The organism is Burkholderia sp. 28_3, from assembly GCF_003253915.1.
Taxonomy (GTDB): domain Bacteria; phylum Pseudomonadota; class Gammaproteobacteria; order Burkholderiales; family Burkholderiaceae; genus Burkholderia; species Burkholderia cenocepacia.
Genome location: NZ_QKZF01000004.1, coordinates 37,561 through 50,405 on the forward strand (window position 1 = coordinate 37,561; position 12,845 = coordinate 50,405).

General features: G+C 68.3%; 10 protein-coding genes. 5 read left to right on the forward strand and 5 right to left on the reverse strand.

What is annotated here, in order from left to right; translation table 11 throughout:
* Window positions 1-99: 99 nt before the first annotated feature.
* Together DFS13_RS10830 and DFS13_RS10835 are read right to left on the reverse strand one after the other, a co-directional pair.
* Complete coding sequence (locus DFS13_RS10830) at window positions 100-345, reverse strand: DUF3717 domain-containing protein (RefSeq protein ID WP_006482527.1); 246 nt, start codon at window positions 343-345, stop codon at window positions 100-102.
* Window positions 346-607: 262 nt separating this feature from the next.
* Window positions 608-2,143, reverse strand: a complete 1,536-nt coding sequence (locus DFS13_RS10835; protein ID WP_006496062.1) for an amino acid permease — start codon at window positions 2,141-2,143, stop codon at window positions 608-610.
* 586 nt (window positions 2,144-2,729) lie between these two features.
* Between DFS13_RS10835 and DFS13_RS10840 the strand changes: the two genes are divergently transcribed.
* From DFS13_RS10840 to DFS13_RS10860, 4 genes are all read left to right on the forward strand, one after another.
* Window positions 2,730-4,262, forward strand: coding sequence for a sensor domain-containing diguanylate cyclase (locus tag DFS13_RS10840; RefSeq protein WP_062885350.1), 1,533 nt, complete (start codon window positions 2,730-2,732; stop codon window positions 4,260-4,262).
* Window positions 4,263-4,424: 162 nt separating this feature from the next.
* Window positions 4,425-5,495, forward strand: coding sequence for an FUSC family protein (locus tag DFS13_RS10845; protein ID WP_060212672.1), 1,071 nt, complete (start codon window positions 4,425-4,427; stop codon window positions 5,493-5,495).
* Window positions 5,496-5,814: 319 nt separating this feature from the next.
* The gene (argG, locus tag DFS13_RS10855) at window positions 5,815-7,152 is read left to right on the forward strand and encodes an argininosuccinate synthase (protein WP_006496064.1); all 1,338 of its coding nucleotides are present in this window, start codon (window positions 5,815-5,817) and stop codon (window positions 7,150-7,152) included.
* A 217-nt stretch (window positions 7,153-7,369) separates the two neighbouring features.
* A complete protein-coding gene (locus DFS13_RS10860; protein WP_006487487.1) occupies window positions 7,370-7,867 on the forward strand; it encodes a hypothetical protein in 498 nt (165 codons plus the stop codon).
* A 149-nt stretch (window positions 7,868-8,016) separates the two neighbouring features.
* Here the strand turns inward: DFS13_RS10860 and DFS13_RS10865 are convergent, their stop codons facing one another.
* Window positions 8,017-9,327: an MFS transporter gene (locus tag DFS13_RS10865; protein ID WP_034202687.1), complete on the reverse strand. Its 1,311-nt coding sequence runs from the start codon at window positions 9,325-9,327 to the stop codon at window positions 8,017-8,019.
* A gap of 176 nt (window positions 9,328-9,503) precedes the next feature.
* Window positions 9,504-10,586, reverse strand: a complete 1,083-nt coding sequence (locus DFS13_RS10870; RefSeq protein WP_006496065.1) for a tartrate dehydrogenase — start codon at window positions 10,584-10,586, stop codon at window positions 9,504-9,506.
* A 108-nt stretch (window positions 10,587-10,694) separates the two neighbouring features.
* On the opposite strand from DFS13_RS10870, the gene DFS13_RS10875 reads away from it, so the two are divergent.
* A complete protein-coding gene (locus DFS13_RS10875; protein WP_060212674.1) occupies window positions 10,695-11,615 on the forward strand; it encodes a LysR substrate-binding domain-containing protein in 921 nt (306 codons plus the stop codon).
* A gap of 201 nt (window positions 11,616-11,816) precedes the next feature.
* Here DFS13_RS10875 and DFS13_RS10880 read toward each other — a convergent pair whose 3' ends face one another.
* Entirely contained in the window at window positions 11,817-12,818 is a 1,002-nt protein-coding gene (locus DFS13_RS10880; RefSeq protein ID WP_058902808.1) for a LysR family transcriptional regulator, read from the reverse strand.
* Window positions 12,819-12,845 lie beyond the last annotated feature (27 nt).

Below are 12,845 nucleotides of genomic sequence, written 5' to 3' on the forward strand. Positions count from 1 at the left end.
TGCTGGCGACGACGCGCGGGGCTGCGCAAAGCAAAACGGGAAGCCGCGAGGCTTCCCGTTCGTTCACCGACGCCGCACGGCGGCATCGTGTCGACCGCATCACCCCTCGGTCGCGTACAGCGCATCGCGCTGCTCGTGGCTCAGCGAGTCGAGCGGCACGTCCGGCAACTGATAGCAGATCATCGTGCCGTACAGCTCGGCCAGGCAGTTGCTGCCGGCGTCGAGCGCGTAGCCGTCCTCGCCGTCCGGCGCCGGCGGGTACACTTCGCGCCACGCGTTGATCGCGGCTTCGATTCGCACGATGGAAACGGGTCCGGCCTTCCGCTCGGCGGGTGATGCGCTCATGGATTCCTCTGGGTTGCGCGCTCCGCGGGCCGTGCCGGCCCGGCGGGAGCGATGAAAACGCCGGACCGCTCGCCGGCCGCCGCGCGGCGCGCGCCGGATGCCGATCCGCGCCGCGCCTGTCGCGCCGGCCGGGCCGTGGCCCGGTAGAGTCGGGCAATATAACCGGCTTTGACCCCGTGCAGGCAAAAGCCGGGCAAAAAAAACGGGAAGCGCGCGGCTTCCCGTTTCGTCGACCGTCGCGCGGCCGCCTGCCGCGCCGGCATCAGCCCGCGGTTTCGCGGTTCGCCACCGGCTGCCGCTGCGCGCCGCGATTCGCGGCGATCCACGGCGCGATCTCCATGTCCTCGTAGCGCACGAACCGGCTCTTCTTCAGGAACCGGAAGCCGAGCCACACGACGACGAACAGCGGAATGCCGACATAGGTCGCGGCCACGCCGGCCCAGTCGATCCGGTTCGCGAGGAACGCCTGGTAATCCTGGCCGAGCGCGATCACGAGGCACAGCACGAACGCGAACAGCGGGCCGAACGGGAACCACTTCGACTGGTACGGCAACTGGTCGAGCGCATACCCCTGCTTCACGTAGCCCTTGCGGAACCGGTAGTGGCTGACCGCGATGCCGAGCCACGCGATGAAGCCCGTCATCCCGGACGTGTTCAGCAGCCACAGGTACACGGTCTTGTCGCCGTACAGCGACGTGAAGAAGCACAGCGCGCCGACGGCGGTGGTCGCGTACAGCGCGTTGCGCGGCACGCCGCCCGGCGACAGCTTCGCGAACACCTTCGGCGCGCGGCCTTCGGTCGCGAGGTTGTAGAGCATCCGCGTGGACGCGTACATGCCCGAGTTGCCGGCCGACAGCACGGCCGTCAGGATCACCGCGTTCATCACGCCGGCCGCGAAGGCCAGGCCCGCGTGACGGAACACGAGCGTGAACGGGCTCACGCCGATGTCGGTCACGTCCGTCTTCAGCAGGTTCGGGTCGGTATACGGAATCAGCACGCCGATCACGAAGATCGCGAACACGTAGAACAGCAGGATGCGCCAGAACACCTGGCGCACCGCGCGCGGGATCGTCGTACGCGGGTTTTCCGATTCGCCGGCCGCGACGCCGATCAGCTCGGTGCCCTGGAACGAGAAGCCCGCGATCATCGCGACGCCCATCAGCGCCGGCAGGCCGCCCGCGAACGGTGCGTCGCCGATCGTCAGGTTGCCCCAGCCGTTGGCCGGCGCGCCCTTCAGAATGCCGAAGATCATCAGCAGCCCGACGCCGATGAACGCGACCACGGTGACGACCTTGATCAGCGCGAACCAGTATTCGGCTTCGCCGAAACCGCGCACGGTGAGCGCATTGAGCAGGAACATCACGCCGAGGAACGCCGCGCTCCACCACACGCCCGGCACGTCCGGAAACCAGTAGTGCATCACGAGCTGCGCGGCGACGAGCTCCACCGCGATCGTCACCGCCCAGTTGTACCAGTAGTTCCAGCCGAGCGCGAAGCCGAAGCCTTCATCGACGTATTTCGCGCCGTAGGTCGCGAACGAGCCCGACACCGGCATGAACGCGGCCATCTCGCCGAGGCTCGTCATCAGGAAGTAGACCATCAGGCCGATCAGCATGTACGCAACCATCGCGCCGCCGGGGCCGGCCTGCGAGATCGACGCGCCGGACGCGACGAACAGGCCCGTGCCGATCGAGCCGCCGATGGCGATCATCGTCAGGTGGCGCGCCTTCAGCGCGCGATGAAGCTTGGGTGGGTTCGCGGGCGAACCGGGTTGGTCGGAATTCGGAATTGCGGACATAAACGAGACGAACGTTGAGCGGGCCGGCATCCGTAGCCGGCGCATGCGGAATCGGAGCGCGGCGCGCGTCCTGCGATGCATTCGATGCGGCCCCGATACGCGTTGCGCGGCGGGCGCCTGCGGCGAAGCGCGGATTCTACCTGATTCGATACGGGGACAGCTGAGGTTGCCCCGCCCGCCGCCCCGCCGGAGATTTCGCGGAATCAACGGGTTGGCCGCGTCGGCGCGGCCACGGTCGCACGTCGTTGCAAAAGACCCCGATTACGAACGGGTCATTCGATATTCGTTTTTCCCGGTCACGACCTAATCCTGTCCCGATCCGCCAAATACCGCGGCAATACGCAAAATCGACCGATCAATACACCATTAATCAGACAAAAAGCCCGACACTGGTCATTGATTCAAATCAAATCGCCCGCGCGCCATGCGGTAATGATGCGTAACCGTTTCGAATCGCCGTATCCGCATGCATGTTTTGCATGCGCACGCGAAATTCAGGAATTCGCGGGATAATGACGCTTAATTCGAAATAATCCGCGCGCGGAACCGCAACGACGCGACCAGCCGCCACCCGCCACCCCCGAGGATGAAGTCATTCCCGCTGCCCGCCACGCTGCGCCGCCATACCGCGTCGGTCGTGGCACGCATTCTGTCGCCCCGCGGCGTACTCGTGGCGGGCATCGTCCTGCTGATGTTCAGTTGGGGACTTTCCACGTCGCTATTAATCGAGGCGCGCCGCGACGCGTATGACCATGCGGTCGAAAATGCGCGCAACCTGATGCTGCTGATCGAACGCGATATCGCGCGCAATATCGAACTCTACGATTTGTCATTGCAAAACGTCGTCGACGGCGTGGCCGATCCGGAACTGATGACATTGCCGCCGCGCCAGCGCCACCGGCTGCTGTTCGACCGCGCGGCCACCGGCGCCTATCTCGGCTCCATTTTCGTGATGGATGCGCACGGCAATATCGCGATCGATTCGAGCGCATCGCCCGCGCGACAAGGCAATTTCGCCGACCGCGACTATTTCGCCGTGCACCGCGACCGGCTCGTCCCCGGCCTCTACATCAGCCGGCCGTACGCGTCGCGGCTGCGCGGCGGCGCGCTGACGATCGCGCTGAGCCGCCGGATCAACCGGCCCGACGGCACGTTCGCCGGGATCGTCGTCGGCACGCTCAGCATCGACTACTTCCGCGCGCTGCTCGACGGCCTCGCGGTCGGCCGGCACGGCAGCGCGGCGATCGTCGAGGACAACGGCACGCTCGTGTCGCGCCTGCCGTACGACACGCGGGTGGTCGGCCTCGACCTGCACGACTCGCCGCTGTTCATCGACGCGCAGCGCAGCCGCGACGGCGAGCTGAGCGGGGTCGGCGCCATCGACGGCGTGCGGCGCGTCTATGTTTACAAGCATCTCGCCGGGCTGCCGCTGATCGTCGACGTCGCGCCCGCCGAGATCGACATCTATGCGTCGTGGCAGCACCGCGCGGTGTGGACCGTCGTGCTGATGAGCCTGTTTACGGCGTTCATCGCGTGGGGCTCGCTCGCGCTGTCGCGCGAGCTGAAGCGCCGGCAGGACGCGGAATCGAAGCTGTACCGGCTCGCGCACACCGATTCGCTGACGGGCCTCGACAACCGCGGCACGTTCGATGCGGTGCTCGCGAAGGAAGCCCAGCGCGCGTCGCGCAGCGGCCGCCCGTTGTCCGTGCTGTTCGTCGACGTCGATCACTTCAAGGCGTTCAACGACTACTACGGCCACCCGGCCGGCGACGACGTGCTGCGCCAGGTCGCGCAATCGCTGTCGCGCTGCCTGCGCCGCGACAGCGATCACGTCGCGCGCTACGGCGGCGAGGAATTCGTCGTCACGCTGCCCGACACCGACGCGCCGGGCGCGGCGACCGTCGCCGAAGGCATCCGGCGCGCGATCGCGGGGCTCGGGATCGAACACGTGAAAAGCCCGTACGGGCGCGTGACGGCCAGCATCGGCACGGCCACCGCCGCCGACGGCCGGATGAACGCCGCGACGCTGCTGCGGCGCGCCGACGAGGCGCTGTACCGCGCGAAGTCCGGCGGCCGCAACCGCGTGCTGGACGCACTGTCGAGCGCGGCCGACGCGTGACGCGAGGTGCGCCGTGGCCTGACGCGGCCGCCGGCCGCCCGGCCCGTCGGCGCCGCCGTGGACAGCCCGCGCGCGTTCGGCTAGCGTTACGTCAGCTGCGCAGGCGGCGCGGCGCCGGCCCGCGCGGGCCGCCGTGCGCGTCCCGGCTCCCTCGACTCCGTCATGACCGCCCCGCTCCCGACCCGACTGCCGCCGCTCGTGCGCCACGCGCTCCGCCCGCTGCTCGACCCGTACCGCCGCTACCGGCACGCGAAGCTGATCCATGCGGCGCGCGTCGCGCTCGCGATTCTCGTGTCGATCGCGCTGTCCACCGGCCTGCGCGTGCCGCACGGCGAATGGTCGACGATCACCGTGCTGATCGTCGTCGGCGGGCTGCAACATCACGGCAACATCCGCAAGAAGGCGGCCGAGCGCGCGCTCGGCACGTCGATCGGCGCACTGGCGGGGCTCGGGCTGATCCTTCTCTACTCGTTTCTGCACGCGCCGTTCGCGATCTACCTGCTGATGGCCGTGGGGTGCGGTATCTGCGCGTATCACGCGATCGGCAAGGCCGGCTACATCGCGCTGCTGTCGGCGATCACGATGGTGATCGTCGCCGGGCACGGCGACAACGAGATCGTCGACGGCCTGTGGCGCGCGGTGAACGTGCTGGTCGGCATCGCGATCGCGCTGGCGTTCTCGTTCGCGCTGCCGCTCTATGCGACCTACTCGTGGCGCTACAAGCTCGCCGACGCGCTGCGCGCGTGCGCGGCCGTGCATGCGCGGCTCGCGGGCGACCGCCACGTGAGCGACGACGCGCACCTGAAGGAAATGGCCGCGCTGAGCGCGCTGCTCGTGCAGTTGCGCTCGCTGATGCCGTCGGTGTCGAAGGAGTGCGAGACGTCGATGGCGCAGCTCGAGGCGATCCAGCGCAGCCTGCGCCTGTGCATCGGTTATCTGGAGATCCTGTCGAGCGCGCTGCCGGCGCGTGACGACCTGGCGGCCCGCGAATACATGCGCGTCGAGATGAAGGGCCTGAACCGGCGCATCCGCGACACGCTGGTCGGGGCGAGCCGCGCGCTCAAGTTCGGCACGCCGAGCCGGCTGGCGCCGCGCCGCCGGCCGGCCGACCCGCCGCACGACGTGCCACCGCCGCCGTTGTCCGGCTACGTGTCGATCACGGCCAAGCTGGCCGGCGAAGTCGACCAGTTGCGCGAGCGGCTGCTCGATACCGCGCGGTCGTGGAATATCTGAGGCGCCCGCTTCACGCGCCTTTCTTTCATATGCCTTTCGGCACATCGACGCGGTGCGCCGTCGACGCCGGGCACGGCCGGCCACCGATCCGGCCCCGGAAATCCGGCCCGCGGCCGGTTCGTCCGCGCGCGTGTTCGGCGGCGATGCAACGCCGCCCCGCACGGCGTTCTCCACCCGGTTAACCGCCCGTCAGGCCCGCCGCGACAGGCGCGACGACGGTTCCGCACCAAAATCAGCCCTTGCCCCAACTTCCCGGACAGCCGATACTCGCATATTCCGCGAAATACGATCCCACCGGCTTCAATCCACGGTAATTCCTATGAGCACGATTCTCGAAAGCCTCCCGACCGGCCAGAAGGTCGGTATCGCCTTCTCCGGCGGCCTGGACACCAGCGCCGCGCTGCACTGGATGAAACTGAAGGGCGCCGTCCCGTACGCATACACGGCGAACCTCGGCCAGCCCGACGAAGACGATTACGACGCGATCCCGAAACGCGCGATCGAATACGGCGCAGCCGGCGCCCGCCTGATCGACTGCCGCGCGCAGCTCGTCGCCGAAGGCATCGCGGCGCTGCAAAGCGGCGCGTTCCACATCACGACCGCCGGCGTCACGTACTTCAACACGACGCCGATCGGCCGCGCCGTGACGGGCACGATGCTCGTCGCCGCGATGAAGGAAGACGGCGTCAACATCTGGGGCGACGGCAGCACGTACAAGGGCAACGACATCGAGCGCTTCTACCGCTACGGCCTGCTCGTGAACCCGGATCTGAAGATCTACAAGCCGTGGCTCGACCAGACGTTCATCGACGAACTCGGCGGCCGCGCCGAAATGTCCGAATTCATGAACCAGGCCGGCTTCGCGTACAAGATGTCGGCCGAGAAGGCGTATTCGACCGACTCGAACCTGCTCGGCGCGACGCACGAGGCGAAGGATCTGGAAAGCCTCGAAAGCGGCATCAAGATCGTGAACCCGATCATGGGCGTCGCGTTCTGGCGCGACGACGTGAAGATCGCCGCCGAGGAAGTGACGGTGCGCTTCGAAGCCGGCCAGCCGGTCGCGCTGAACGGCGTCGAGTTCAAGGATCAGGTCGAGCTGCTGCTCGAAGCGAACCGCATCGGCGGCCGTCACGGCCTCGGCATGAGCGACCAGATCGAGAACCGGATCATCGAGGCGAAGAGCCGCGGCATCTACGAAGCTCCGGGCCTCGCGCTGCTGTACATCGCGTACGAGCGTCTCGTCACCGGCATCCACAACGAAGACACGATCGAGCAGTACCGCGAGAACGGCCGCCGCCTCGGCCGCCTGCTGTACCAGGGCCGCTGGTTCGACCCGCAGGCGATCATGCTGCGCGAAACCGCGCAACGCTGGGTCGCCCGCGCGATCACCGGCGAAGTGAAGATCGAACTGCGCCGCGGCAACGACTACTCGATCCTGAGCACGAAGTCGCCGAACCTCACGTACCAGCCGGAACGGCTGTCGATGGAGAAGGTGGCGTCGACGTTCTCGCCGCGCGACCGGATCGGCCAGCTGACGATGCGCAACCTCGACATCACCGATACGCGCGACAAGCTGCGCGTGTATTCGCAAGTCGGGCTGCTGACGCCGGGCGAAGCGTCGGCGCTGCCGCAGATCAAGGGCGACGGCGACAAGTAAGTCGCTGCGTTCGACGCCGTGCCGCATCGCTTGCATGCGGCACGGTCGGGCAGGTTGCCGTGTGGCGCATCGTTGCGCACGCAGCCTGCCGCTTCCCCGCTCCCCGCCTGTCCGCTTTCCCTTCGTATTCGCATCCCGCCGCGTGACGCACCAACGGCACTGCACCGCCGCGCCAGTCATGGCAAGCTGCGAGTCGTCCGATTTTCTGCGTCGACTCATGGCCCCCCTTACCGTCATCCACCTGAACGGCCCGATCAACAGCGGCAAGACGACGATCGGCCTCGCGCTCGCACGCGTGCTGCCCGACGCGCGCTTCATCGACGGCGACGATCACGATGCGCCCGAAGACGCACCGTTCGACGTGCAGTGGGCGATTGCGCTCGAACGTCTCGTCACGCGGATCGCGAACGCGCGCGAACGCCATCTGGTCATCGCCTATCCGATCGGCGAAGCGGAATTCGAACGGCTGCGCGCGGCCTGCGAGGCGCGTGATGCGCGCCTGTTCGTCGTCACGCTCGCGCCGCCCGAAGCGGTCGCGGCGTCGAATCGCGGCGCGCGCGCGTTGACCGACTGGGAGCGCAACCGGATCGCGGAGATGTATCGCGAGGGCTATGCGGCGCGGCCGTTCAGCGAGATGGTGCTGGATACGTCCGCGGCGACGCCCGACGCGTGTGCGGCGCGCATCGCGCGGCAGGTCGCGGCGACGGCCTCGTAGCGACTGCGTCCGCATGCGCCTTCCGGCCCGCAGGTGAACATGCGCTGACGCTGACGTTCCCGCCAGCCGATCGCGCGCCACCGCGCACGAAGCCGGACGGATACGTCACGCGCCCGTCGGGCTGCCCTGCCGCGCGCACATTGCGGCGCTCACGAGTGATGCCGCACGCCCGGCACGGCCGCTTCCCGCGCCCCTTTGCGGCTCAGCATCAGCGTGACGACCGCCGACACCGCGAGCGTGCCGGCCACCACGTACAACCCCGCCGCATATCCGCCCGTCGCATGCTTGAGCCAACCGATCGCGAACGGCCCGACGAATCCGCCGAGATTGCCGATCGAATTGATCATCGCGATCCCCGCGGCCGCGCCGGCCCCCGACAGGAACGCACTGGGCATCGCCCACAGCGGCGCCTTCGCCGCACTGATCCCGATGTTGACGACGACCAGCGCGAGCACGGTCAGCAGCGCCGTATTCGCCTGCGCCGCGAACACGAACCCGATGCACGCCAGCACACATGGAATCACGACGTGCCAGGTGCGCTCGCCGGTGCGATCCGAATGTCGCGCCCACACGATCATCGCGACCACGGCGGCAATGCTCGGGATACCGGTCAGCAGGCCCGTCTGCAACGCGGTGAAGCCGAACTGCTTGACCATCAGCGGCGCCCACAGCCCGAGCGTATAGAGCCCCGCCGACGTGCCGAAGTAGATCAGCGCGAGCGCGAGCACCCGCGGATCGCGCAGGGCCTGCCACGCACCGGCCGTGTGCCCGACGTGCGTGTGGCGCGCGTCCGCTTCCGCTTTCAGCTTCGCGATCAGCCAGTCGCGCTCGTCGGCGCGCAGCCACGCGGCCTGCGACGGCGCATCGGTCAGGCGCTTCAGCACGACGAAGCCGAGCACGACCGCCGGCAGCGCTTCGACGATGTACAGCATCTGCCAGTCGGCGAGGCCGAACATCGGCGGCATCTGCATGATCGCGCCCGACAGCGGCGAGCCGATCGCGGTCGAGATCGGCGCGGCCGCCATGAACCACGCGGCGGCCACCGCGCGCTGCTTCGCGGGGAACCACAGGCTCAGGTACAGGATGATGCCGGGGAAGAAACCGGCTTCGGCCATGCCGAGCAGGAAACGCAGCACGTAGAAGCTGGTCGGCCCGGCCGCGAACGCGGACACGGCCGACACGATGCCCCACGTGATCATCACGCGCGCGATCCAGATGCGCGCGCCGACGCGGTGGAGAATCAGGTTGGACGGCACTTCGAACAGGAAGTAGCCGATGAAGAACAGGCCGCCGCCGAACCCGAACGCGGTCGGCGACAGGCCGATCGCCTGGTTCATCGTCATCGCGGCAAAGCCGACGTTGACGCGATCGAGAAAGCTGACGAAGTAAAGCAGCATCACGAACGGAATGATGCGCCACATCAGTTTCCGCGCGACGCGGGTTTCCAGATCCGCTTGCATGTGTCTCCTCCTTCGAGGTCGGACCGTGCGCCGTCGGTCGATCGACCGCGAGCGCCGGCCGGCGCCCGGCTCGCGTCGGATGCGCGAGTCGCGGGCAGAAAAAATGCCGAGTGACGCGAACGGGCGGCGCGCGGCTGGCATGCGCACATGCGCGCGCCGACCGCGCCGCGCCGCCGTCAGGCCGCCACCGCCGCGTTCGCGACGCGCTCGCAGACGGCCGCCGTCACCTGCGCGGTCGTCGCGCGGCCGCCGAGGTCGCGCGTATGCAGCGACGGGTCGGCCGTCACGGCCTCGATCGCCTGCATCACACGCGCGGCCGCTTCCGTCTCGCCGAGATGCTCGAGCAGCATCACGACCGACCAGAACGTGCCGACCGGATTCGCGAGCCCCTTGCCCATGATGTCGAATGCGGAGCCGTGGATTGGCTCGAACATCGACGGATAGCGGCGCTCGGGATCGATGTTGCCGGTCGGCGCGATGCCGAGGCTGCCCGCGAGCGCGGCGGCAAGATCGCTGAGGATGTCCGCGTGCAGGTTGGTCGCGACGATCGTGTCGAGCGACGCCGGGCGGTTGACCATACGCGCGGTTGCCGCATCGACGAGTTCCTTGTCCCACGTCACGTCGGGAAACTCCGGTGCGATCTGCTTCGCGATCTCGTCCCACATCACCATCGCATGCCGCTGCGCGTTGCTCTTCGTGATGACGGTCAGCAGCTTGCGTGGGCGCGACTGCGCGAGCCGGAATGCGAAACGCATGATGCGTTCGACGCCGGCGCGCGTGAGGATCGACACATCGGTCGCGGCCTCGATCGGATGGCCCTGGTGCACGCGGCCGCCGACGCCCGCGTATTCGCCTTCCGAGTTCTCGCGCACGATCACCCAGTTCAGGTCGTCCGGCCCGCAGCGCTTCAGCGGCGCGTCGATGCCCGGCAGGATGCGCGTCGGACGCACGTTCGCGTACTGGTCGAAGCCCTGGCAGATCTTCAGGCGCAGCCCCCACAGCGTCACGTGGTCCGGCACGTCCGGGTCGCCCGCGGAGCCGAACAGGATCGCGTCCTTGCCGCGCAGCGCGTCGAGACCGTCGGCCGGCATCATCGCGCCATGCCGGCGGTAGTAATCGGCGCCCCAGTCGAAATCCTCGAACTCGAACGCGAAGCGGTCGCTGCCGCGGGCCAGCGCCTCCAGCACCTGCTTGCCAGCCGGCACCACTTCCTTGCCGATGCCGTCGCCGGGAATCGTTGCGATACGGTAGGTCTTCATGCGGACATCCTCGATTGATCGTGAGCGTGAACGCACTTTACCGAACCGGGAGTGTAGAAACCGGGGCTATACTCAAAGCATCTTTAACTTCAATTCACGAATCCCGTCATGGCGGATACCGTCCAGCCGGCCGATCTCGGCTTCTTCTCGACGCTGGCCGCGTCGGGCAGCCTGAGCGCGGCCGCGCGCGAACTCGGGCTGACCGCGGCGGCCGTCAGCAAGCGGCTCACGCAGATGGAGCGGCGCGCGGGCGTGACGCTCGTCAATCGCACGACGCGGCGAATGATGCTGACGCCCGAAGGCGACGTGTACCTCGAGTACGCACGCCGGATCCTCGACCAGATGGACGAACTCGGCGAACTGCTCGGCAGCGCGAAACAGCGGCCGAAAGGCCTGCTGCGCGTGAATGCGACGCTCGGGTTCGGGCGCAGCCACGTCGGCCCGGCGATCTCGCGCTTCGTCGCGCGCTATCCGGAGGTGTCGGTGCAGTTGCAGCTGTCGGTGATGCCGCCACCGCTCACCGACGACGTGTTCGACGTGTGCATCCGCTTCGGCGAACCGCCCGACACGCGCGTCGTCGCGCGGCGGCTCGCGCCGAACCGCCGGCTGCTGTGCGCGGCGCCCGCGTATCTCGCGCGGCACGGGACGCCCGGCACGCCGCACGACCTGACGCGGCACAACTGCATCGGCATCCGGCAAGGCGACGAAGGTTACGGCGTGTGGCGCCTGACGAGCGGACGCGGCGCGGCCCGCCACACGGAAGCCGTGCGGATCAACGGTAACCTGACGACGAACGACGGCGAGATCGCGGTGAAGTGGGCACTCGACGGGCACGGCATCCTGATGCGCGCGGAATGGGATCTGCGCGACTATCTCGCCGACGGGCGGCTGGTCGTCGTGCTGCCGGATCATGAAACGCCGAGCGCCGACATCTATGCGGTGTATGCGCAGCGGCACCAGATGTCCGCGCGGATTCGCGCATTCGTCGATTTTCTGGCGGAAGAATTGGGACGGCTGACGGCGATCTAGGGCGGCGGTTCCCTACCCGTGGCAGCGTACGGTTTCGGGTCGCGGCGTATCGCTGCACGGATGTTCACCTGGCCTACGCGGGCCATATTCCGGCGAGTTTCGTGCTGCGTCGCCCAACTATCGACATCCTCCGATACGTACCGGATGGCCCGCGCGTTACGCCTCGCAACCATTTGAGGACTTGCCGTCGGCATCCCGCCGTCAGGCTGCCGCGACCAGTCCGCTGTAGCGGTCGCAGGTAGCGGCGGCATCCTGCGCCGGCCGCCACCCTACCGCCCCCGCCGCCGCCAGCCCTGTGTGTTCCTTCCCGGCCTGCACGAAACGCTCCGCGATCCAGTCGACGAACGCGCGCACGCCGGGCGACACATGCGGGCGCTTCACGTAGACGACCGACACGGCGAGCGCATCGGGTTGCCAACACGGCAGCACCTCCCGCAGCCGTCCCGCCTCGATCAGCGGCTGCGCGGCGACGCGCGTCGGCTGGATCAGTCCAAGGCCGTGCACGCCGCAGGCGAGATACGCCTGCTCGTCGTCCACGCTGACGATGCCGTCGAGCCGCACCTTGCGCACCGCGTCGTCCACCATGAACTCGAGCTCCGCCGGACGCTGGCCGAACACGTGCGATCCGCAAATCGCACGATGCGCGCCCAGATCGTCGGGTGTGCGCGGCACGCCGAAGCGGTCGAGATACGCGGGGCTCGCGCAGGTCACGCGCTCGAGCGCGCCGAGCCGGCGCGCGACGAGCGACGAATCGGGCAGCGCACCGAGCCGGACGCTGCAATCGATCGCGTCGCCGATGCGGTCGCCCGCGCGCCCGGCCACGGCGAGCATCAGCTCCAGATCGGGATGCCGGGTATGAAATTCGCCGAGCGCCGGCAACACGATCGCGCCCGCCACCGACGCCGGCAATTCGACGCGCAGCGGCCCGCTCGGATGCAGCGCGGCGCCGCGGATGCTCGCTTCGAGCTCGTCGACGTCCGCCGTGATGCTGACGCAGCGCCGGTAATACGCGTCGCCTTCGGGCGTCGGCCGCAGCGCGCGCGTCGTGCGCACCAGCAGCGGCATGCCGAGCGCCGCTTCGAGCTCCTGCACGGTGCGCGTGGCGGTGGCGCGCGAAATGCCGAGCGCCTGCGCCGCGCGCGTAAAACTGTTCATTTCGACGATGCGCGTGAAGATGCGCATCGCGCGGATCGGATTGTCCACCGGACACCTCTGCATGGTTGCACTCTG